At 40.2% G+C, this 23,729-nt stretch carries 15 protein-coding genes; 9 read left to right on the top strand and 6 right to left on the bottom strand.

The window, feature by feature from the left end:
- The first annotated feature begins 1,489 nt into the window (after positions 1 to 1,489).
- From RMX98_RS09290 to RMX98_RS09270, 5 genes are all read left to right on the top strand, one after another.
- Positions 1,490 to 4,807 carry a PAS domain S-box protein gene (locus RMX98_RS09290; RefSeq protein ID WP_322681278.1) on the top strand — a complete coding sequence of 1,106 codons (3,318 nt, stop codon included), beginning with the start codon at positions 1,490 to 1,492 and terminating at the stop codon, positions 4,805 to 4,807.
- A gap of 273 nt (positions 4,808 to 5,080) precedes the next feature.
- Entirely contained in the window at positions 5,081 to 5,818 is a 738-nt protein-coding gene (locus tag RMX98_RS09285) for a response regulator transcription factor (RefSeq protein WP_322681277.1), read from the top strand.
- A 152-nt stretch (positions 5,819 to 5,970) separates the two neighbouring features.
- Positions 5,971 to 7,062, top strand: coding sequence for a hybrid sensor histidine kinase/response regulator (locus RMX98_RS09280; protein ID WP_322681276.1), 1,092 nt, complete (start codon positions 5,971 to 5,973; stop codon positions 7,060 to 7,062).
- Positions 7,063 to 7,265: 203 nt separating this feature from the next.
- Positions 7,266 to 8,366 carry a D-alanine--D-alanine ligase family protein gene (locus RMX98_RS09275; RefSeq protein WP_322681275.1) on the top strand — a complete coding sequence of 367 codons (1,101 nt, stop codon included), beginning with the start codon at positions 7,266 to 7,268 and terminating at the stop codon, positions 8,364 to 8,366.
- 357 nt (positions 8,367 to 8,723) lie between these two features.
- The gene (locus RMX98_RS09270) at positions 8,724 to 9,218 is read left to right on the top strand and encodes a hypothetical protein (protein WP_322681274.1); all 495 of its coding nucleotides are present in this window, start codon (positions 8,724 to 8,726) and stop codon (positions 9,216 to 9,218) included.
- Between the two features lie 741 nt (positions 9,219 to 9,959).
- Here RMX98_RS09270 and RMX98_RS09265 read toward each other — a convergent pair.
- A complete protein-coding gene (locus RMX98_RS09265) occupies positions 9,960 to 10,232 on the bottom strand; it encodes a hypothetical protein (RefSeq protein WP_322681273.1) in 273 nt (90 codons plus the stop codon).
- Between the two features lie 205 nt (positions 10,233 to 10,437).
- Here RMX98_RS09265 and RMX98_RS09260 point away from each other — a divergent pair, with 205 nt between their 5' ends.
- Positions 10,438 to 13,374, top strand: a complete 2,937-nt coding sequence (locus RMX98_RS09260) for a TIR domain-containing protein (protein WP_409881347.1) — start codon at positions 10,438 to 10,440, stop codon at positions 13,372 to 13,374.
- A 129-nt stretch (positions 13,375 to 13,503) separates the two neighbouring features.
- Here the strand turns inward: RMX98_RS09260 and RMX98_RS09255 are convergent, their stop codons facing one another.
- The 3 genes from RMX98_RS09255 to RMX98_RS09245 all read right to left on the bottom strand — a co-directional run bounded on the left by RMX98_RS09255 (position 13,504) and on the right by RMX98_RS09245 (position 15,949).
- Positions 13,504 to 14,436, bottom strand: a complete 933-nt coding sequence (locus RMX98_RS09255) for an alpha/beta hydrolase (RefSeq protein WP_322681271.1) — start codon at positions 14,434 to 14,436, stop codon at positions 13,504 to 13,506.
- 19 nt (positions 14,437 to 14,455) lie between these two features.
- A complete protein-coding gene (locus tag RMX98_RS09250) occupies positions 14,456 to 14,962 on the bottom strand; it encodes a DUF4112 domain-containing protein (protein ID WP_322681270.1) in 507 nt (168 codons plus the stop codon).
- An 87-nt stretch (positions 14,963 to 15,049) separates the two neighbouring features.
- Positions 15,050 to 15,949, bottom strand: a complete 900-nt coding sequence (locus RMX98_RS09245; protein WP_322681269.1) for a YihY/virulence factor BrkB family protein — start codon at positions 15,947 to 15,949, stop codon at positions 15,050 to 15,052.
- Positions 15,950 to 16,123: 174 nt separating this feature from the next.
- Here RMX98_RS09245 and RMX98_RS09240 point away from each other — a divergent pair, with 174 nt between their 5' ends.
- Positions 16,124 to 16,582, top strand: coding sequence for a hypothetical protein (locus RMX98_RS09240; RefSeq protein ID WP_322681268.1), 459 nt, complete (start codon positions 16,124 to 16,126; stop codon positions 16,580 to 16,582).
- Positions 16,583 to 16,696: 114 nt separating this feature from the next.
- Here RMX98_RS09240 and thrC read toward each other — a convergent pair whose 3' ends face one another.
- Complete coding sequence (thrC, locus tag RMX98_RS09235; RefSeq protein WP_322681267.1) at positions 16,697 to 17,788, bottom strand: threonine synthase; 1,092 nt, start codon at positions 17,786 to 17,788, stop codon at positions 16,697 to 16,699.
- Positions 17,789 to 18,554: 766 nt separating this feature from the next.
- Between thrC and RMX98_RS09230 the strand changes: the two genes are divergently transcribed.
- Complete coding sequence (locus RMX98_RS09230) at positions 18,555 to 18,746, top strand: hypothetical protein (protein WP_322681266.1); 192 nt, start codon at positions 18,555 to 18,557, stop codon at positions 18,744 to 18,746.
- A 236-nt stretch (positions 18,747 to 18,982) separates the two neighbouring features.
- On the opposite strand, the gene RMX98_RS09225 is transcribed toward RMX98_RS09230, so the two are convergent.
- Positions 18,983 to 21,343 carry a hypothetical protein gene (locus RMX98_RS09225; RefSeq protein ID WP_322681265.1) on the bottom strand — a complete coding sequence of 787 codons (2,361 nt, stop codon included), beginning with the start codon at positions 21,341 to 21,343 and terminating at the stop codon, positions 18,983 to 18,985.
- Positions 21,344 to 21,634: 291 nt separating this feature from the next.
- Between RMX98_RS09225 and RMX98_RS09220 the strand changes: the two genes are divergently transcribed.
- Positions 21,635 to 23,302 carry an iron uptake porin gene (locus tag RMX98_RS09220; protein ID WP_322681264.1) on the top strand — a complete coding sequence of 556 codons (1,668 nt, stop codon included), beginning with the start codon at positions 21,635 to 21,637 and terminating at the stop codon, positions 23,300 to 23,302.
- Positions 23,303 to 23,729 lie beyond the last annotated feature (427 nt).

Raw genomic sequence — 23,729 nt, 5'->3', positions numbered from 1 at the left:
CATAACTGGACAACGGAGATACAGAACAGACAAAATGCCTGAAATATCTTTATATTGCCCTTCAGGGTGATGTGTTCCCCAAATCCCTCAAAATATTTCGTTCTCTGAGCGCTTTACTACTGCGTGTTATAAACAAATGGAATTTGTAATCTTACCTAAAGGTCTTCTCAGAACTTCAGTAGATTTGCTACTTTCAAAATTCCTCCATCAGTAGCCGTAAGAGTAACATCAAAACCTCTGTTTTGCAGCAATGCCTACGACGGGCGGTTCCTGAGCGCAGTCGAAGGGCTACGCCTATACAGTGATTTTTATTCGCAAAGTTCAAATTTTGTGATTTATGCAATAGACCTAACTTAATTGGCAATCTTCCATCCTTCTATAAAATCTCCTCAATCCTACTGATGAGCTAGAGTAGCGACTCAGTACTTATTCGCAAATTCAAAATAGCAACTCAAGTAAATACTCTCAATTTAATCAGAAAAAAAATTCCTGTTTTTCCTCAATATCCTTTTTGATTTAAATCCTGAATAATAAACTTAAAGCAAAGAAAAATACCTTGTAAATTATTAGAAAATTACCAGAAGATATTTGTTTATAGCAAGTTCAGCGGTTTTCAGTTTTTCAACTTCATCCCAATTTCAAAAGGAGTTTTAAGTTAATGTCACTAGCTGGTGCAGATCATCGAATAAAGCAGCAATTGTATTTTATGAAAGCTGTCAATTATAAACTGAATCCTATTAATCTTACGTTTTTTTTAGTGGGTTCAATTATTCTAGGAGTTTCTAGCTTTGTTATTGCCTCTGACATCCTGTCTTCAGTTAGTTCTATAATCTCATCTTCGGAAGCCAGTCCTACATCAATTCCCTGGATTAACAATAAGTTTGACTGCCAATATAGTGGTAGAACTTGGCAAAATGATAAATGTTGGGATTCTGAACATAATCCGATGTTTTAAAGATAAGTCTTTTGCTCAAAGGATAATTTTTACTTAGTTCCAATTGCCTATATTACCATTAAGCTGCATCTACCTTAAAATATTTTTTAAATGAAGTCAAAGCTCATAACTCCCGCCAATAATCAATAATATACTCTCTAAAAAAACTCATGTTTTAAATTTGATGTATTTCTTAATAAGAATGTAAAGCTTATATAAATCAAGAGTCAGAATACAGAATTCAGAATACTCTACCCATAAAGGAATAGAGTTTTAGCTTGTTGAATATTTTAATTTTTCGTCCACCAGCAACGAAAGCGCATAGCGGGACGAACGCGAGTACGTCTCCAAGAGTTGTAGGGTTATAACCAATATTCATTAACCACTTGTACAGAATTCATACAGCAACTCTGACTCCTGATTTCTGAATTATTCTTATGAAAAAGTGAGAATATAATTAATCCTAGAAAATACTGATGTTTTCAAAAAAATTATCAGTAAAAATATTATTTATATCTTTGCTCAACATAACTTGGTTCCAGGCATCTATAAATAATGTTTATTAACTCTCTCAGTTCTGATAATTTACAACTGACTATCATTCGTCATCCACTGATTGTTAACTCTGTGACTCTACTTCCAGATGTAATTTCACTAATTAATGAAGCATCAGGTAATTATGATGAATTGTCAAACAAAAATACTAATTATTTGAAAAACTCAAGTAAAGAGATAGATAGCAACACATCTCAAACCACCAGTTGTGTTTTAGTTATGGAAAACTCGCAGTTGGTAGGGATAATTACGCAGCGAGATTTAATTAAGCTGACAGCACAAGGAAAGAATATAGAGGGTATCAGTGTTGCTCAAGTGATGACAAGGGAGTTAATAACACTGAAATTAAAAGATTTTAAAGATGTTTTTACTGCGTTGCATTTATTAAGGCAACATCGAATTTGCCATCTGCCTATTGTAGGAGAGCAAGGAGAATTAATTGGATTGGTTACTCCTACGAGTCTGCTGACAGTTTCTATTTTCCAAGCTGAACTCTATAATTATACACGAGTTAAACTTATAGAACGCAAGAGAATCGAAGCAGAACTGCGATTAGAGCGTAATTTTGTTTCTACCGTTTTGAATCTAGCAGATGCGTTAGTTATTGTACTAGATTCTCAGGGGAAAATTCTTCGCTTTAATCATACTTGCGAACAAACTACGGGTTATGGATTTGATAAAGTTAAAGGAAAATTTGTTTGGGATGTGCTGTTGTTATCTGAAAAAACAGAATGTATCAAAAGTATTTTTCAAAATTTAGCAAAGATAGAGTTTCCTCAACGTTACGAAACTTATTTAGTTACTAAAGATAGCGATCGCCGCTTAATTTCTTGGTCAAGTAAGGTCTTACTTAATGGGGATAATCAAGTTGAGTATATTGTCTGTACAGGCATTGACATAACTGAGAGTCGAAAAGCACAAGAGGAGCTCCAGCAGACTCGCAATTTTTTACAGTCAATGATTAACAATCTGCCTGTGGCCGTCTTTGTTAAAGATGCCAAACCAGAAAGTTTTGGGAAATTCAAGCTCTGGAATCATACCTGCGAAAACATTTTTGGTATTAAGGCGGAACAGGCTATTGGCAAAACAAATTACGAATTATTCCCGAAAGAACAAGCAGACTTTTTTTGTCAAAAAGACCTAGAAACTTTTGCAAGCGGTGTACCTCAAAATATTTCTGAAGAAGCTATTGACAGCCTCAATTTTGGCAGAAGAATTTTACACACTACTAAAATTCCTTTGTATGACAAAGACCAACAACCTGAATACCTGTTATGTATTTCCGAGGACATTACAGAATATAAACGAGCAGAAAAAAATCTGCAACAAGCAAAAGAGCAATTACAAACAGTTTTAGATGCAGTACCTGGATTTGTTTCTTGGGTAAATGATGATGGATATTATTTAGGAGTTAATCGCCATTTAGCTGAAAGTTTTAACTTGACTCCCGATGCTTTTGTGGGTCAAGAATTGGGCTTTATGGAAAACAGCCCGCAATTTACCGAATTTATGCATGAATTTTTAGATAGTCAAGATGTAGCAGATTCTAAGGTTATTGATGTTCAAATTAATAGTAAAACATGCAATTATTTGCTCGTAGCTCAAAAATATCAACAAAACACAGCTGCCGTTGCAATTGGAATCGATATTACAAAACGCAAACAAGCTGAAATAGCTTTACAAAGTTTGATAGAAAGTACGGCTTCTACGACTGGACGTGACTTTTTTCCAGCATTAGTCGAGCATATTTCTTCTACTTTAGATGTCCGCAATACTTTAGTAAGTGAATTAATTGATGGTCAAGCTCATACTTTAGGATTTTGGTCTGATGGGCAGTTACAACCTAATATTTGCTATGACCCAAAATCAACTCTGTGTGAAATTTTGGTTCAGCAAAGATTTTACCATTGTAGTTCGAGAATCCAGCAAGTTTTTCCTAATGCTAAAAAATTAGCTGCTATAGAAGCTGAAAGTTCTATGGGAGTTATTTTGAGTGATGATTTTGGTCAACCAATTGGCTCACTATGCATAGTAGATGACAAACCTATACCTGACCAACATAAATTTGAAGGAATTCTCAAAGTATTTGCAGCCAGAGCATCTGCTGAACTGCAAAGGCAACGAGCGCAAGAAGCCCTACAAAAACTCAATCAAGATTTAGAAGTTAGAGTTCAGCAACGCACTTTAGATTTACAAAAAAGTGAGGCAGAACTTAGGGCTATTTTTAATCAAGCTGCTGTGGGAATTAAACTAGAAACTTTAGATGGTAATTTTCTGAAAGCTAACCAAAAGTTGTGTGAAATTTTAGGCTATAGCCAAGAAGAAATACTTCAGAAAAACTTTAGAGATATCACACATCCAGAAGATATTCAAATCTATGTAAATCAGTTGCAAAAATTAATAGCAGGAAAGATAGAAACGTTCTCCATTGAGAAGCGTTACTTACATAAAAATGCTGATGTAATATGGATAAATCTAACGGTTTCGCTGATTCGAGATACCATTGGCAAACCAATTTATGTAATTGGGGTAGTTAAAGATATACGCGAACGCAAACAAGCTGAAGAAAATATTTGTAAAGCTTTAGAAAAAGCAAAAGAACTCAGTGAGTTGAAATCTCGCTTCATTTCTATGACCTCCCATGAATTCCGAACTCCCTTGGCTGTGATTACTTCCTCTGCGGGAATTTTAAAAAGTTTTAGTCATAAACTGGATGAACAACAAAAGCAGAAACATCTCCAGTGCATTCAGACTTATGTTCAACACACTACTCAACTTTTAGATAATATTTTACTAATTAATAAAGCTCAAGCTGGAAAATTAGCATTCGAACCAACTTGTATTAATTTGGTTGATTTTTGTCGCTCTTTAGTAGAAGAAATTCAACTCACTTCTCCCAAGCATACCCTAGCCTTCTGTCCCCAGTATTTAGGGAATTTATCAACAGGTCATCACTTTATGGCTTGTATAGACGATAAACTGTTGCGACAAATACTAAGCAATTTGCTTTCAAACGCTGTCAAATACTCACCAGACAGTAGTAATATTCAAATGGATTTATTAGTTCAAGATAAAATCGCAGTTTTTTTAATTAAAGATGAAGGTATTGGTATTTTACCAGAGGAACAGCAGAATTTATTTGAACCATTCTACCGAGCCAGTAATATTGGTAATACTCCAGGAACGGGATTAGGTTTGGCAATAGTCAATAATTGTATAGACCTTCATAGAGGGAGAATTACCTTTACTAGCGAGATCGGAGTTGGTACGACATTTAGGGTGGAACTGCCACTAATTATAAGCAATGTCGTCAATTAAAAATATATAACGTATTATTATTGAATAATTTTAGGGAATAATAAATTACAGTATATGATTTAGAATCCTATGTAGATTCCCAAATAATTAAGCTAGAGAATCTGTTCTAGCATCTGCGTTTATATAGAGTTTCTGTGTTGACTGAGGTACAGCAACCCAACCCCCAAACCCATCCCCGCAAGCGATGAAGGGATTATGATGTACTTTGTATGATTAGGAAACGCTATAGACAAAATAAAAGTGCCTAGTGAAAATCAATATTAAAATAAGTCAATGAACAAAAAAATATTAGTAATCGAAGATGAAATTCAAATTTGTTCAAATGTTCAAGAGATTTTAAGTTTATCAGATTTCCATGCTATTGCTGCAAATAATGGTTTAGAAGGATTACGACTTGCTAAAACAGAAAAACCAGACCTGATATGTTGTGACGTTATGATGCCTGAACTTGACGGTTATGGTGTACTAACAGCTTTACGCCAAGACCCATTAACTGAATCTATCCCAGTCATTTTTATGACTGCAAAAGTAGACCGTGGTGATTTCCGCCAAGGTATGGAGTTAGGAGCCGATGATTACCTCACAAAACCTTTCTCTACAGAAGAACTTATAAAGGCAATTAAGGTTAGATTGGCTAGGCTAGAAAAAGCAACTTTAATCAAACAACAATATGAACAAGAACATGAAAAAAATGCCAATTTGAAGCAGCAAATAGAAGTAAATTCACAAAAACTGCAAGAAAGCCAACACTTAGCAGAAATACGTAATGAAGTTTTACAAAAACTTTTACAAGACTTAGGGAATCCACTTTCAAATATTAATATGGCAATCTATATGCTAAAAAAAGCTCAATCAGATATTGAGCGTGATCGCTATTTGAATATTCTCCAACAAGAGTATGCTAAAGAAATAATGCTTTTGAATGAAATAAAGAATTTACAAACATTACTAACTCCTGAGAATGCCAAAGTCTTGCACATATTTAATTTGGTTAATCATCATAAACAGTAAATGATTCTCAAAGGATTATCTAGTAAAACTTCAGTGTTTTTACTTAGGTTAGAGAAATGATTGTACAGTATTATTGAAACTTAATTTGTCTTGTTGAGCCAGTTCAGATACTAGACCAATAAAAATGATATTCTTATTTTTATTAATCATAGATGAACACAATTTTAATCATAGAAGATGAACCCCAAGTCAGGGAAAATATTCAGGAAATTTTACAACTTTCTGATTTTGAAACTTTGATAGCTGCAAACGGTAAGATTGGATTAGAAATTGCTAAAAAACAATTACCAGATTTAATTATATGTGATATTACGATGCCTGAATTAGATGGCTATAGCGTGCTATCTGCTCTACGTCAAAATGAAGCAACTATTCATATTCCTTTAATATTTGTTACTGCAAAAGCAGAGCGTTCAGATTTTCGTCAAGGAATGGATTTTGGGGCTGATGACTATTTGACAAAACCATTTACTCCTGAAGAACTACTCAATGCGATCGCTTGTCGTCTAGAGAAACACGCTTTGGTTGAGCGGCAAACTCAAGCAAAATTAGACGAGCTCAGAATGAATATTGCTCACTCATTACCTCACGAACTGAATACTCCTTTAAATGGTATTCTCGGTATGTCACAGTTGTTGGTGGAAAATTGTGGCATCATGCCTGGTTCTGAAGAAGTCGAAATTGCAGAATTAATTTATACATCTGCTAATCGCTTGAATGAATTAGTTAAAAGATTTTTATTATATAGTAATCTAGAATTAATAGCCAAAAATCCTGAGAAAATCCGTCAAGTCCGAGAACAAAAAGATAAATGTCTTGCTGAGAGAATTATTAGTGAAGTCGCTTTCAAAAAAGCTACAGAAAACTGTAGACAAAAAGATTTAAAACTAGATATCCAAGAATCTACAGTAAAAATCTCAGCAGAAAATTTGAGTATTCTAATTGAAGAATTATTGGAAAATTCTTTTAAATTCTCTTTGGCAAGCAGTGAAGTTAAAGTTATCAGTAAAGTAAAAGGTAGTAAATTTAATTTATATGTAATTGATCGCGGTAAGGGGATGACAATTGAAGAAATTGATAAAATTGGAGCTTTTGTGCAATTTAATCGAAAGTCATGGGAACAACAAGGCTCTGGGTTAGGGCTGGCTATTGTTCAGCATATAGTGAAATTATATGGCGGTGAATTGATAATCGATAGCATTCCTGAAAAAGGAACTATTGTAAATGTTTGTTTACCTTGCTAGGGATGCTTGCGACGATCGCACCCAGAGCATAAGTGGGAATTTGCCCGAAATCACTACAATACTTTTGTGAAAAAATTTTCACACCTCAAATCGAGAGTTTTTTCTAGCCAGGGTAAAACAGGCAAAAAAATTATATAGAAAAAGATGGCAACTTTTGTAGGTTATGATACGCTATCTGCTTGAGAAGTGTGGAGGAACCGAAAATGACTAAGCTGCGCGTGGGGTTACTGTTTGGCGGTCGTTCGGGAGAACATGAAGTTTCGATCAATTCAGCACGGGCGATCGCTAAAGCCTTAAGTGCAGAACAAAATGCTAATAAGTACGAAATCCTGCCTTTTTACATCCAAAAAGATGGACGCTGGCTAGCTGGAGAAGCACCCGAAAAGGTTTTAGCAACCGGCACTCCGCTACTTGAATCAGCAGAATCAACTTCTGAAGGAAATCTGACATCCAATCCTCAAGCCCAAACTTTAAGTAAGTGGCAATCTCCCTCTCAAGTTGCCCAAGTGGATGTTTGGTTTCCTATTCTCCACGGCCCCAACGGTGAAGACGGGACAATTCAAGGTTTACTGACTTTGATGCAAGTCCCCTTTGTCGGTTCTGGAGTGTTAGGTTCGGCAATGGGGATGGATAAAATTGCCATGAAAATTGCCTTTGAGCAAGCAGGACTACCACAGGTAAAATATAAGGCGATTACGAGAGCGCAGGTTTGGTCTAATCCTTGCGTATTTCCGAAATTGTGTGATGACATTGAGGCAGCATTGGGTTATCCTGCTTTTGTCAAACCTGCTAATTTGGGTTCATCGGTGGGTATCGCCAAAGTGCGATCGCGCCAAGAATTAGAAGCTGCTTTAGATAGTGCTGCCAGTTATGACCGAAGGCTAGTTGTAGAAGCTGGTGTCGTCGCCAGGGAAGTTGAGTGTGCCGTTTTAGGTAACGATCAACCTCAAGCCTCTGTCGTTGGAGAGATTACTTATGACAGCGATTTTTATGACTATGAAACTAAATATACTGAAGGTCTAGCAGATTTACTGATACCGGCACAACTTCCAGATGCGATCGCCCGTCAAATTCAGGATATGGCTTTGCAAGCTTTTGCAGCTGTTGATGCTGCGGGTTTGGCAAGGGTAGATTTTTTCTATGTGGAAGCGACAAAAGAAGTTTTTATTAATGAAATCAATACGTTGCCAGGCTTTACTGCGACGAGTATGTATCCCCAACTCTGGGCCCATAGTGGAGTTTCCTTTCCCGAATTAGTTGACCGATTAATTCAACTTGCTCTTGAAAGACATTCTCCTAAGTGACAGAGAAAATAACCGAACTGATTTCAGATTATTACGGCAAAAAGTCACACGAAATACAGAACTTTGGCAAAAATTAGCCAGATTTAGTAGCATCTATTTTACAAAAAAGCTACTTGAATCTGAAATTTTGTTACGGATACCTGATGCTTGACTCCTCCAGTACAATTTATTGACTAGAGGGGTACAAATCTGAAAGTAATCATGGAAAAAAGTCAGAGTGTACAGCGCGGGCGAATCCAATTAAAAAGGGCTACTCCAGAGCTGACAAACAGGAAATCGAGACTAAAACAAAGCTCGAACGTTCTGATATATCTGGTTGCACATCATCCTTGGCTATTGTTAACCGGGTGTTTAGCCATGTTTATAGGAGGTGGTGCCTTTGCCTTGTATAGCTTAGGTAATGCTGGCCCAATAGCACAAGAAGAACCAGAAAAAATCCCAGTTATAGTTGAAGAACCAATTAGTCCGCCCTCTGAGAATGGTAATCCTACACCTTTATGGATGATGGCTGCGATCGTTCTCAGTTGTGGTGGTGGTTCTTTGCTGATTTTCCGACTGCTCAACCGGACAAAGCAACCACAAAAAGTCCAAAAACAGGTTAACCGCCATCAGGCACGCTTGGCACAGAACCATTACCAAAGATTGGAACCACATCTTCCCAAGAAGCAGCCAATTTTTGTGCCACAGCCACAACTGATGCCCGTTATGCAGATGCAACCTAAAACAAAGCATTTGGTAACGGTTCTACCAGCAGAGCACAAGCATCACCTGGATACGCCCACAGAACCTTTAGCAGACTTGATGGATCTTCGTAAAAATAGTTCACTGTCTGCAATTTTACGCCAGTATTAATACTACTGTAAAGTAAAACCCCGTTAAATTAACGCTTTTTGCCAATTAGCTTGGCTTAGATTCCCGACTTATTAAATAAGTCGGGAATCTTGTTATGAGCGAATTATTAATTGCTAGATAGCAATACAGTTCAGCTAGTGAAACTCAATTATTGAAGATCCCCCTAAATCCCTCGATAAATTGGGGGACTTTGAATCTAATTCCCCCCTTTTTAAGGGGGGCTAGGGGGGATCTAAGACTTAACTGAACCGTATTGTGCTATGTAGCAGTTTAACTACTTTTAAAAAGTTAGATATGAACAATTAGAAAATTTAAAAACTTGCCAAAATGGCAACCAGCTTTTGATTAACCAAGTTAAATTATATGAAGATAAACGACTTCAAGGGTTTTGTTGTCAGGGGCTACCACGTAAGCAAATTCCTTTTGTAAAACACTATTTTCTAAGTGATTTACAAAAATAAAAAACTATCTCTATCAATTATTTGCAGAGGATTGTTATCAGCAAATAAATATGAATAATTAGGTTTGGCATTTGCTGCAACAGGAATATTAAATGCATATAGGCGTTGTTGAAGTACGCATTAGCCCCCTAATAACGGGCAACGTCTGTATACATTCCTGTTCACTTCAGTAGCAAATGGCAGAGTGGGAGTTTGAAAGCTAACGGATATGCTTCCTCCCACTCTCTTTTTATTGAAACAGAATTCAGGAGCTTAGTGGTGCAGAAAAGTTTCTGGTGGCTCAAGTTGAGAAGACAGGAACACGGGAGAACTCAATTTGTTGCTCTATCTGCGATCGTTTTTTTAGTGAAGCAGTGGCAGGTGGAGGACTCTTTCGAGGTAAGGTAGCTAATAGGGGAATTGGGAAGCGTTGATAACATAAACGTTCAATTTCGCGTAATCCTAATTGTAAAAAACTTAATCCCCGCAGACTATGCCAGTCGAGCATTTTGCGCCGACCTGCACGCACGACAATCAGAGTAACGGCAATGGCAATCAGGGTGGCAGCAGCCACTCGTGCTATTGTTAATTGAGCAAGTTTTTCTTGGAAATTTGCTATTGCTATAGGGTCTTGTTCATGAAGTTTAAGCAGGAGCCGTATCTTTGGGTTTGTAAAAATTGTGCATCAGCACTGGAGAGTTGAAATGCTGAACCAGCTTTGTCATTGGTAAAAGAACAAACATCATGATGATAGTTCTATCAAGCTGCCCAGTTGAGCCATGAGTAATAAGTTTGCATTTGATGTTTTCCTGAGCTATAGCACAAAAGACAAGGCTGTTGTTCATAACCTGGCGAAAAGGCTAAAGAATGATGCTGTCCGGGTATGGCTTGATGCCTGGGTGATTGAACCGGGAGACTCAATACCGCTCAAGGTTCAGCAGGGAGTAGAGCAGTCACGCACACTGCTGATGTGCATGTCGCCTAACTACTTTAAATCTGAGTGGGGCAAGCTAGAACACCTATCACTTTTATTTCGCGATCCTACCAATACCCAACGTCGCTTCATTCCCATTTTGATTGCTGATTGTGAACGACCCAACATTATTGCCCAGTTTCTCTACATCGACTGGCGCAATACATTGGATGAAAGTTACGACAAGCTTTTAGCTACATGCCGAGGGCGAGAAATTGAGCCATCAGAATCTGCCCTGTCAATGGACTCTATTATCCAGGAGCCAATAGTTCTTAAACAAGATGACGATGACAGTACAATATATTTCATAGCCATTACTCCCGATGGCAAGAGCGTTGTATCGGGGTCTGAGGATGCTATCCTCAAGGTTTGGGATTTAGCTACTGGACAATACCGAGCCACGTTTGCAGGGCACATGGATAATGTGTACGTAGTTGCTATTACTCCCGATGGCAAGACCGTTGTATCGGGGTCTGCCGATGATACCCTAAAGGTTTGGGATTTAGCTACTGGACAATGCCGAGCCACGTTTACAGGCCACAGGGGTAGTGTGTTAGGAGTTGCTATTACTCCTGATGGCAAGACCGTTGTATCGGGGTCTGACGATGCTACCCTTAAGGTTTGGGATTTAGCTACTGGACAATGCCGAGCCACGTTTGCAGGCCACACGGCTAGTCTGTACGCAGTTGCGATTACTCCCGATGGCAAGACCGTTATCTCAAGTTCGGCAGGAACGCTGAGGATTTGGCAACTACCTGAGCCTGATAGTTCGAGCGAAGCCACTCTCGGAACGCGCTACACTAATGCCAAAGTCATTTTGGCGGGGGATACTGGCGTCGGCAAATCTGGGCTAGCTCTGCGCCTCACCCATAACACCTTTGAACCGACAATCTCCACTGATGCTCACTGGGCCTCTCAGTTCAAGCTACCCCAAGACACCAACACCTCAAATACCGCCCGCGAAATTTGGCTATGGGACTTTGCCGGACAGCCCGACTATCGCCTTATCCATCAGTTATTTATGGATGAAACCCAGCTAGCGGTAATGGTGTTTAATCCCCAGCAAGAAAATCCCTTTGAAGGGCTAGGACAGTGGGACAGCGACTTAGAAAAAGCGTCTCGTCGCGCTTTCAAAAAGCTGCTGGTTGCGGGTCGCTGTGACCGAGGCGGCTTGATGGTCAGCAAAAAGAGCATTGAGGAATTTCAAAAAGAGCGAGGCTTTACCACTTATCTGGAAACTAGTGCTCAAACGGGTGCTGGTTGCAACGACCTGCTCCAGGCCATTATTGAAAACATCGATTGGGATTCTATCCCCTGGACAACGACCACCCAGACGTTCAAAACCCTCAAAGAGGAAATCATCAAGCTGAGGGACGAAGATAAGGTTCTGCTCCGTATGGCGGAACTCAAACAGCAGCTTGAATTCCGTCTGCCGCATGAATCCTTTGCGATTGAAGAACTACGGGCCGTTGTCGGTCTGCTGGCTGGGCCAGGATTAGTTTGGAAGCTAGAGTTTGGCGATTTTGTGCTGCTTCAGCCCGAACGCATCAATGCTTATGCTTCAGCCTTGGTACGTAAGGTTCGCGAACATCCCGAAGAAATCGGCTGCATCCTAGAACGAGACATCCTCGATGCCAATTTGGATTTTCAAGACATGAAGCGGCTACCACCTGACGACGAAGCTATTGTACTGCGGGCAATGCATCAAACCTTGGTGGATTATGGCATCTGCTTAAGAGAAGAAACCGACCAGGGAACGCAACTCGTATTGCCGTCATTCTTCAAACGCGAACGTCCTGACCTGGAAGATCATCCCGCCCCGATCGTGAGCTATCGCTTTAAAGGTGGGATTGAAGAGATTTATGCAACCCTGGTAGTGCGCCTGCATCATACGTCAGCCTTTGATAACGACCGTCTCTGGAAATTTGCTGCCGACTTCAAAGCTCCCACAGGTCAGCAAATTGGCTTTAAGTTGACAAAGAAGCGGGAAGGCTTGGCAGAGTTAATGGTTTACTGTGACCCTAAAATTTCTATCGATACTAAAGTCACGTTTATTCGATACGTCCATGAGCACCTATCCCGAAAAGGTACGGAGGTGCATCGCGATCGCCACTATGTTTGCCCCCACTGTGCTACCCCTGTCGAAAATCTCAAAACGGTTCAGAAACGCTTACAAGTAGGCAAAAAAGACATTCTCTGCGTCGATTGTGAGGAGCGAGTTCCCCTTTGGGATTTAATTGAGGAAAAATTTGCCTCACCGGAGTTCCAAGAACGAGTTCGTAAACTAGAAGCTAAATCCCAAGCTGTTATTGATAACCAAAGCAAAGAACTGATTTTGGTGGGACATGCCTATGCGATCGCTGGGGAGGCAGGACAAATCTTTCGCCAAATCTCAAACTCTGACTGCGGCATTGATGGTGAGATCGAGTTCAAAAATGACCAAGGAGAAGCCAGTGGCAAGCGAGTTTATCTGCACTTTAAGTCTGGAGACTCATATCTATCTAAGCGCAAAAGAGACGGTAAAGAGATTTTCCCTAAACCACCCCACGCTAAATACTGGCATCCCGACAGTCAAAATTATCCGGTGATGCTTGTCATCCGTACTTCAGACCAACAAATCCGTTGGATGAATGTATCAGACTATCTAGCAAAGCACGGCATACGAAAAAGGCAAATTGAATTTGACGGTGAACCATTTACGGCTTTGAATCTGGTGAATCAACGTAATCGTTTGTTGGCTTAGGCTGTTGTTTTAACTTAAGTATTTGTATCTGCAACACGCTGCGCGAACGTAGAGAGCGTCTGAATCACCAGATTTAAAACGCTTACTAAAATATTATTGAATTCTGAATTCTGGCTTTTGAATTCTTCTTTAGAAGTTAGTATCTTGTAAAAATTCAAGAATCGTTTTATTCAACACCTCAGAAGCCCCAGTTGAGGCATCATGACAGCAGTTAGATAAAATCTGTAATTTGGAATTAGGGATATGTTGATGTAATTTTTTACCATGACTAGCAGGAAACCAACTATCTTGCTCGCCCCACAAAACTAGTGTGGGACACTTAATTGCACTCAGGTTATTTTGAATTTTGGTGAGCATATTTGGCTTATTTGCTTGCCAATTTTCAATTTCTCGCGCGGCTATTTGTAATTCTTCGGCAACTTTTGCGATCGCACCAGGTAATTCAATAAACGGGTAAGTTATCCAATAGATATCTTCCTGCGTCAAGATTGAGGGATCGAATAATACTCTACGTCTTTCTATTGCCATAACTTCTCTAAATAGAGGTGCAAATAAATATGTCAGACGTAAAGAGTCAATTGTTTGCATTACTTCTAAGGGCGTTTGGGCAAGTACCCACATAGCCCAATGGGGTAGATGTTCGGCAAAAACAGGTACGTTTACTACTACCAGTCGTCCGATTAGCTGCGGATTTTCTTGAGCAAGAGCAAGGGCAACTAATCCCCCTAGAGATTCAGCCACAATCACTGCGGGTTCATCACATAATGCCTGAATAACCCTTTGAAACTCAATAACTTGATGGCCATTGTGTTCTCTACGAGATAATGGTTTTTCGGAAAAACCAAAACCTTTAGCATCAAAACAAATTACCCGATAATTTTTAGATAATGGTGCTACGCTGTGCCGCCAATTGTAGCTCCAACTTCCCATACCATGTAATAAAATTAGCGGTTTACCTTTACCTTTTTCGCCATAAGCAATTTGTATAGGATACCCTTTAGCATCAGTAATAACTAGACTTTGCCGCCCTTTAGGAAAAGTAGCTTGCCACCAATCTTTCATTCTTTTATCAATAAACAATTTAACCGCCGGTTAAGGCGTTCCACAGGATTCTAATTAGGATCACGGGCAATGCTACTAAGACAATGGAGATTAGCAACAATCCAACCAATACGGCAAAGATAAACCACCTGTCTGCACTCTTTTGCTCGCTAGGAAATTTTAAGTAATCTTCTAATAGCTTGATATTATTAGTGTTAGCTCTCCAGGCAAAATCAAAAAAGTCTCCCAAAACTGGGACAGCACCTACCAAGCCATCAATGATTACGTTCAAAACCATTTTACCTAGAGTGGCTCTAGATACGCCTAGCCGGGCTGCTTCTAGGATGATGTAGCAAGAAAACATCACTCCCAAAAAATCACCACCAATCGGTATGAGTCCTAAAATTGGATCTAAACCAAAACCAATTTGTGTGCCAGGAATGGTAATAACATTATCCAGTAGCCGACTTAACTGACGCAGGCGCTTTAGGGTGGGTGCTTTGGTATCAGGTTCAATCATCGAAAATCGAGGTGGAGAATCTGGCATGAAGGCGATCGCTAACTTTGTATTGAATCGTTAGATATTTTACTCCCCTACTGAGCTTTTGCAATCAATTTCTCAGGGATTTACGAATTAATATTTTACTTTCGATTGCGACTGCGCTTTTAAACGCATTTCTTCGCCGACTGTCACGTTCAACTGATCGCCGATTAACAGAACAGCAGCGCTCATTGACAGCCAGAGCATTAAAACTATCACAGCCCCTACAGCACCATATACTTTATTATAATTGCCAAAATTCGCCACATACAATCGAAATAGGGCAGATAATATTGCCCAGAAAACAGCTGCTAAAATTGCTCCGGGCATCATTGGCGTGCCTGAGTTCCACTTGCTTGGCCCATAGCGATAGACAAAGCCAAAGGCAACAGCAACAATACTTAAAGCTAAAGGCCAGCGTAACAGCTGCCAAAGATGTAACAAGAAGATTAAAGAACTATTCTCACGTACTACCATTCCCAATAGCCAGTCACTGGTAAATACTAAGAAAGAAGCCAGTACTAAAAGCAACATAGTACCGACTGTTAATCCCAGAGAGACGAGCTTGGCTTTCCAAAAGGGACGTATGTTTTCTGGAGGAATTTGATGGATTTGGTCAAGGGCTGTCATCGCCGTATTTACCGCTCCAGAAGCAGTCCAAATTGCTAATACAAAGCTCAGAGAAAACAAACCAGTGTTTTTGGAGTTGGTAATTTCTGTGGTGGCAAAATCACGAATCAAATCCAAAGCTTGTTCAGGCAAGACTTGGCTTAGTTGCGCTGCCAATTGTTTAAAAGTGTTTTGTAAAGATTCTGCCAATAAGCCAATGGCTGTGATAATCGCAAGAATTGCTGGAAATAGCGATAGCATGGCATTGTAGGCGATTTCCGAGGCGAGTCCCAAAAGTCGCCTTTCGATTGTCCTGGAAAAAGTTTTTTTGAGCGTGCGCCAATTCAAGTGACGAAAAAAGCGAAAAAAACGAGGTTTTGGCATGATTTAGAGTTAAAACTGATTAGGTTTCTTAACTACTGTGCCAAATTTTGCGTAGCGATCGCATCTATCTTTTTTTTACTGCAAGTATACCGAGTTTTTACCAGATGTCTAATGACTCTTGACTAATGACTCTTGACTAATGACCATTGACTAATGATTAATGACTATTAATTTATGAATCAAGATTTAACACAGCAGTGGTTGACAGAAATTCAGGAAATCAAAGAGCAGATGGCAGGGCTGCAACATGAGCGCGATGCTGCTTGGGAAAGTGCCCAAAAATGGCGACAGCTTTACAATACAGAAGCAGAACAACGCCGCACAGATGCCCAATTGTCCCAACAGGCGATCGCATCTCTGAAAGCAGATTTGCACAAACTCCAGGGTTTTGAGCTACAGACACTGGCTGCTGAGACACCAGTAGCTATCCAACAAGAAATAGAAAAGCTAAAATCTGTCGAGGACTTGCAAGCTAAACTCATCGCCGTAATCAAAGAACGCGATCGCCTTTTGCAAGCGTTGAAAACTGAGCAAGACAACCATGCCCAAACTCGTAATAGCCTGACTACTGCCTTGGGTGATGCTATTGACAGCTTGACACGCGAACGGGCCGGGGCAGGGGGCAGGGCGTAGGGGGCAGGGGAGATGGCAACGCCAAAGGGGAAAGGGCAAGGGGCAAAGGGGAAAGGAAAGCTCCCTCCTTGTCCCTTTTCCCTTTTCCCTACCCGAAGGGTTTTGCCCAATGCCCTAAAATCCCATTGCCTCAGCTACTGCACCCAATTCTGCTGTAATACCCTGTTTAAATTGACTGTAATTGTGTTTAATGGCTGTATCTGGGTCTTTTAGACCATTGCCTGTGAGTACACAAACCACTGTCGCTCCTGTGGGAACTTGGTCTTTCACCTGCAACAACCCAGCGACAGAAGCAGCGCTAGCAGGTTCGCAGAAGATACCTTCTGATGATGCTAAAAGTCGATAAGCATCGAGAATTTCGGCATCGGTAACGGCGTGGAAATTTCCCTGACTTGCAGTTTGGGCTGCGATCGCTAAATCCCAACTAGCAGGGTTGCCAATACGAATTGCTGTTGCTAGGGTTTCGGGATGCGCCACTGGCTGACCATGTACCAAGGGGGCTGCACCTGCGGCTTGGAATCCCATCATTCGGGGTAAGCGATCGCACTTTCTAGCTTGATGATATTGACAAAATCCCATCCAATATGCTGTGATATTTCCGGCATTACCCACGGGAATACACAACCAGTCTGGTGCATCACCCAACGCATCGACAATTTCAAAGGCGGCTGTTTTCTGTCCTTCGAGACGGTAGGGATTGACGGAATTCACCAAAGTGACTGGATAGCTTTCGGCCATCTCGCGGACAATTTCTAGAGCTTGGTCAAAATTACCTTTAATTGCCAATACTTCTGCCCCATATAGTAATGCTTGAGCTAGCTTGCCCAGCGCCACATAACCGTCGGGAATCAGTACAAAGGCATTCATCCCTCCGCGTCTAGCGTAAGCGGCGGCGGCGGCTGAAGTATTGCCAGTGCTGGCACAAATTACTGCTTTTGCCCCTGCTTCCTTGGCCTTGGAAATTGCCATAGTCATTCCCCGGTCTTTGAAGCTGCCGGTGGGATTCAGACCATCATACTTTACAAAAACCCGCACTTGTCTGCCAATGCGTTCTGCGATCGCTGGCGCTGGTATTAGAGGTGTGTTGCCCTCCAATAGAGTGACAATCGGTGTTTTTTCGCTGACGGGCAAGTATTCGCGATAGGCTTCTATCAGTCCAGGCCAGGGTTGGCGATAAGATGTAGCAACAGACAGGCTCAAAGTCACAGGATTTAAAATTTTTTAATGTAAGGATTGGATATTTAGACAGGGTGGGATAGGGAAGTACAGCATGGGGAAGAGAAAGAAAGTGAATTTTTCTTTGCTAGTTCCCAGTTACTAGTCCCTTAATTCCATTAAGAATATTATTTTTTGTGGTGCAGGGGTTAAACTTGCTACTTTTATTTTATTTAGAATGTCAGTTTATCATAATTGCCACAGCAACCTTCGGTTAAACAAATTTAGCTTGGGGATGCTAACGGGGTGAAAAATGCTCGGTAAACATAATGATACTTACGCAATAAGTTTCTGAAACTCTTATTTTTCACTGCGGAAATATACATAGATGCGTCCGTTCTAGCTTTTAGAGATTGTCTCGTTCCCAATATCTGGCTGGAAACCAGGTTTTAAAGGAGTTATAGCTGAAGTTGACACCAATATCCAAGTACGTTTTTTCATAATTTGGCCTAATTCTTGATATAGTCTACATATAATTTATTGCGTAAATTCCCTAAAAACAGCGATAATAATTAGTACAACCATAATTGACAGGCTAAAATTAAATACTTGTAAGTAACGTCGAGTGAACGGAAACTTTGCAGAGTTTGGGCGATGTTTTCTTTGGAACACAGCCTTTATAATCACCGTCTCTTATGATTGACCCAAAAATCCATTAGAGTAATTGATTGAAAATATCCAATATTATAATAAAGCTTAAAAGAGCATTATTATAATATTTCTAATGGTGTGAGTTAAGTTGTGGATTTAATTAACAATGCCTACTTATTTATCTAGTGTTTCCGATCGCGAGTCCCAGGCTAACTGGGTCAGTAAGTTAACCAAGTCTTACTATCAGGACGATCAGCAAGCTAAATTGATGCATTTACAAGCAGAAGTAGACTCTCTGTTGCAGCAGTTGGAAAACCTGAAGCACCAACGTCTAGCCGAAACTAACGAAAAAGAATAAGTTCAGTTTTGTCCAACAGCGATGTCTACGATGGTCACTGAATCTCGACTCACTTCGACTGCGCGGTAGTTGAGCGTAGTCGAAACTCAGTGCAAGTCGCTCGATTTCCGCGCAGCCGTACCCCTCCGGGGAAGCAAGCTACGCGCAGCGTCTCGTAGAGAAGTGCGGGCTACGCCTACGCTTTGAACCTCTTTAATTTAAATTTGAGTAAAGGGGAAATTTGAGTCAGGGGTGCATTATTCAAAGCGCTGATTTTTCTCTGACCAGCGCCTCAAACTGTAGTTATGAGCATTTTCTACCAGTAAAGCTAAGGATTGCACCCCTGAAAGCTTGGCGATCGCAGAGAGTTTTTGTAAGTAATTTCCTGTAAAATCAGTGTAAATGACTTTATTACCATCAGACAAAATTATAGTCCGGTCACGGCGTTGCTTTGTGTTTTCCTCTTGAATTCCAGATATCGGTTGATTCAAGGATACTATTGCTTCTGGTGAGATAGTCAGTATGATTTCTGGTTGAGCGTTATTTGTTAAATCAATCACTTGAACGGGCCAATCACCCAACTTTTCCTGCATCTGCTCAAAGCTAGGAATATCACCATCTGGAACTTCACCAGATTGCTGTAAAGATTGCCACAAACTCGATAGCATTACCTTTACCCCTTCGGGATTTTGTTGATGTAGTTCTCGTAGAGTGATGGGAGATGGTTGCACCCACTCCAGTGCTGCATTGGTCAGGGCTAAAGGTCTAGGTTGAAGAACATCATTTTGATTCACTGGAATTCTTGGGCCAGCAGCTAATAGCCGTAAAACTTTACCCTGTAGTTGCACCGCTTTAATAGCGGCTATAGTAATTTGTTGTTCCCCATTTGGCAACCAAACTACAATCTGAATTTCCGGGTCAGAAGTAATTCCCAAAGTTTTCCAGAAAAATTTAGCTGCGTCAGTTTTGGGTGGGTTGAAATTCTCAAAGGGAGAATTTAACCAGCCTTTTCCGTCATTAAATGCACTCACCTCCACCTGATACCAAACTTGGTTATCCGTGAGTTTCAAATCTGCTGAAGAATTTGGTTGCAGCCACTCGCTGTTGGTAACTTGGGTAATTGGTTGGACTGTACCAACAATCTGACTAGGGTGAGTAGAAGATATTTGCGACTTTGTACCCTCACCATTGAGTCTTGCTAACAGACCTTGAATATAGGCAAGATTATCTTTTGTAATTTTTGGTTGCGCCTTTAACCAGGAATTAGTATGTTCTTCTCCCCGTTGAACTGCTAAAATCAAAGCAAACCAAGCTTGTACCTCTCGCCTATTTGGGTTCACCCGCAACGCCGCAGATGTGCGATTCCATAAGCGTTGTTCATCAGTTTTAAGTAGAGTAGCAATTTCTTGGGCATTATGTGACGACGCTTCAAACACCTGTAAAGCTTTCTCCCAGCGACCATCAATCAAATCTGCCAGCACTTCTTGACTCGGACTTGCCCAATTTTTCTGGGCTTGAATTTTAGTAAGTTGGGAATGCAAGCGAATCAAATCCATTTGCGCTTGCGCCGCCTCTGGTAAAACTCCTTTGCGCTGTTTCTTAATGAATTTCAACCATTCAAAAGCTGGTGTCCACAATCCACTACGGGCAATTGACAGGGCATTTTGGTATGCAGAATCCTTGATAACTGGTGATTTGAGATTAATCGCCTCCAATTGAATTGGTTTGAGGAATAACTTCAGAGGTTTGACTTGGTAAACTTGTAAGTGTGGTTCTAAACCTACTGTTTGCTCAACAACTAACTCTTTGGTACTATCACCAGTTACCTGCTGCCATTTGGGCAATTGTCCATTAGGACTAGCCCAAGACAACATTTGTAGTAAATTAGTGCGTTCTGGATTGTAGTATACGACTTGACCATAAGCGATCGCAACACTTCCTTGTTGACGTTTACCCCGCAAATTAAACCAAACGCCTGATGATGGTGTCTTACCTTCAAAGCGTTGCACTTTAGTTAAAGGTAGAGGAATGCTGATATCCTGGGCTTCTGATGTCCCATCAAGCAAAGAAGAAATCACCAAGGATTCATCTAGGCCAGTTACAGGTAATTGAGTTGTTAGATAGTAGTAATTTTCTGACTGAGATTTAAACTCTAACTCAACTGAGCGTTCGTAAACCCTGAGTTCCACCAGTTCTTCACAATCAGATTGACAATTAGCACGCTGTTGAAAAACTGGTAGTAAAAATGAGTTTTTCACATCCTGATGTAAAGGCAGAGTTTCCCCAAATATTTGGTTTTTCTGACTCAAATCGAGTTGAATTTGTTTGAGAGTTTGGGGGCGTTCGTGTTTACCAAGGGGGATTTGTGCCCATGTAGGTAAAATTTTATTTAGCCAGCTTACCTGATCTGGATTGAAGATGAAGAGAACACTAATCCAGGCAAAAGCAATAATTATACTAGCACTACTTAACAGAATTGCGATCGCTAACATTGACGACAACCAACTTCCCCGTTTTAGCTTTTTCTGGGGTTTTTTAACGACGCGTTTTATCGCACCAGCACGAGGTTTATTTGGTTTCGAGGATTTTGGCGTCAGCTTGCGTGAGCGATTTGCCATAGATTGGATATTAGGGATTAGGGATTAGGAATTGAGGATTGAGGATTGGAGATTGGCCATTGAGAAGACTCTTTCCTAGTCCCCAATACCTAGCCCCCAGTACCTAATACCCTGTTATACTCGTCCTTTCAGAAGTTGCCCAGAAGTATTTAAGTCTAATTTGGGGCAAAATCCGTAAATGTCCCCATGTGAACACTAGATGATCGCGAATACACTCATCACTTAAGTATGTGAGCAGAGTGGAAAAAATTGAAAGGTAGACTTATTAACCGCAATCATCGCAAAACATGGATGCTTGCATGGTTACTTATTGCAGGAGTAAATGGAGTTGCCCAAAAAGTACTAGCACAAGAGTACATAAATACAGAAACTACTCAAGAGTCAGGAATTAAGAGCGATAATATTATTCCCTCATCTCCTTCTCTTTCACCAGAAGAACCGATGGCGCAAGTTACATCGGTTTCTCAACTTAAGGACGTACAACCCAACGATTGGGCATTCCAAGCATTACAGTCTTTGGTAGAACGTTATGGTTGTATAGCCGGCTATCCAGATAGCAGCTATCGCGGTAATCGCGCCCTAACTCGGTATGAATTTGCTGCCGGAGTCAATGCTTGTTTAGATAGAGTTAACGAATTAATCACTACAGCCACCAGCGATTTAGTTACTCGTGAAGATTTAGCAATATTACAAAAACTGCACTCAGAATTTGCGGCTGAATTAGCAACTTTGCGGGGTCGTGTCGATAGTTTAGAATCCAGAACTGCCGAAATCGAAGCATATCAATTCTCAACAACAACTAAACTCAGTGGACTACTGATAGTTGGCATTCAAGGACGTACTAATAATCGTGGCGATGTTAATCCTAGAGATGAACAAAAAGATACAGATGATGCAGGGACAAACACTAATGTTATTTCCCTGGCGCAACTATATTTAACTAGTCAAATTACTCCCCGTAGTTATTTGTTTACAGGTCTTTTAGATGGTAAAGGAAAAACTACACCTAGATTTACCAATAGTGTTTCTCGCAATGATGTTCTACTCGGCTACGAATTTCCTACAGATAGCTTGATTGTAAGTGACCTCAATTTTCATTGGCTAGTAACAGATAAATTAGCAGTAATGGTGGGAACAGAAGGTGTAAGTATGCCAGCTGCTTTCCGAGGCCCCAATCGAGTAGAAAGCGCTGCAACAGGGCCGTTGTCTTATTTTGCCCAAAGAAACCCAATTTTAAATATGGGATACGGTCACGGCGGTATAGCTATTGATTGGCAATTTGCTAAACGCGCTAGTTTGCAGGCAATTTATACTAGTTACAAACCAGGAAATCCTAATAAAGGTAGCGGTTTATTTGATGGAAACACCACTACCGGTGTGCAATTGCTGCTGACACCAACCGAGACTCTAGATTTAAGTTTGTATTACGTTAACAATTACTCTTCAGATGGCTGTTTACTAACCTTTGTTGGTGATGAATGCTTAACTACAGTTAATACCACCACTGGAAAATCAGCACCACTGCAAACTAACGCCGTGGGTGCGACTGTAACTTGGCAAATTTCTCCCCACATTAGTGCAGGTGCGTGGGGTGGTTATACTAAATCTTATATTCCTGGGCAATCGGGAAGTGTAGAGACGACAAATTATATGGTGTTTATGAATTTCCCTGATTTATTTGCTAAAGGAAATCTAGGTGGAATTTATGTTGGTCAACCTCCTAAAATAACTAGTAGCAACTTACCTGTAGGGAATAATGTCCCTGATTTTATCAATACAGGTTTAGGACGTGCAGGTGGGCAACCAGGGACGACTACTCAAATTGAGGCATTTTATCGTTTCCAGCTAACAGATAATATCAGCATTACACCAGGAATAATTCATATTATGGAGCCTGGTAACACACCAAATAGCGACTCAGTTACCATCGGCATTCTGCGGAGTACTTTTCTTTTTTAATTCCGCTTGCAGATGAATATGATTGAACTTAAGTATTCACCGATGCTTGTATCCAACTAGGCGCAACAACAATGAAAATCTGCAATATTCCATACTCAATTCCCTATCAACCATGCTCCATTTTAAATATAAAAAAGGTTTGGTGGTGAACCAAACCTTTCTATAAATCCAGTGCATAACAACATCCCGAATTAATTTACTCATGATTATATTCATAAGGCATCTTCCTATAGTATGTATGCAAATATCCTAAAACCTGATACGACATTACCCTAGTATCCCCAAATACTAAAATATAAAAATAATCTGCCAGATGCTAGATGGCTATAGCAGATTAATTTAGATGTTAAAGTTATTAAAATAAATAGAATAATTTTTACGCCTATAACTTGCATCCAAGCGATTTTTCCAACTAGAAGCAAAATAA

This window comes from Nostoc sp. DedQUE02, assembly GCF_034531035.1.
Classification (GTDB): Bacteria; Cyanobacteriota; Cyanobacteriia; order Cyanobacteriales; family Nostocaceae; genus Nostoc.
Note: the sequence above shows the minus strand (reverse complement) of the source record. Positions and strands in the feature narration are given on the sequence as shown.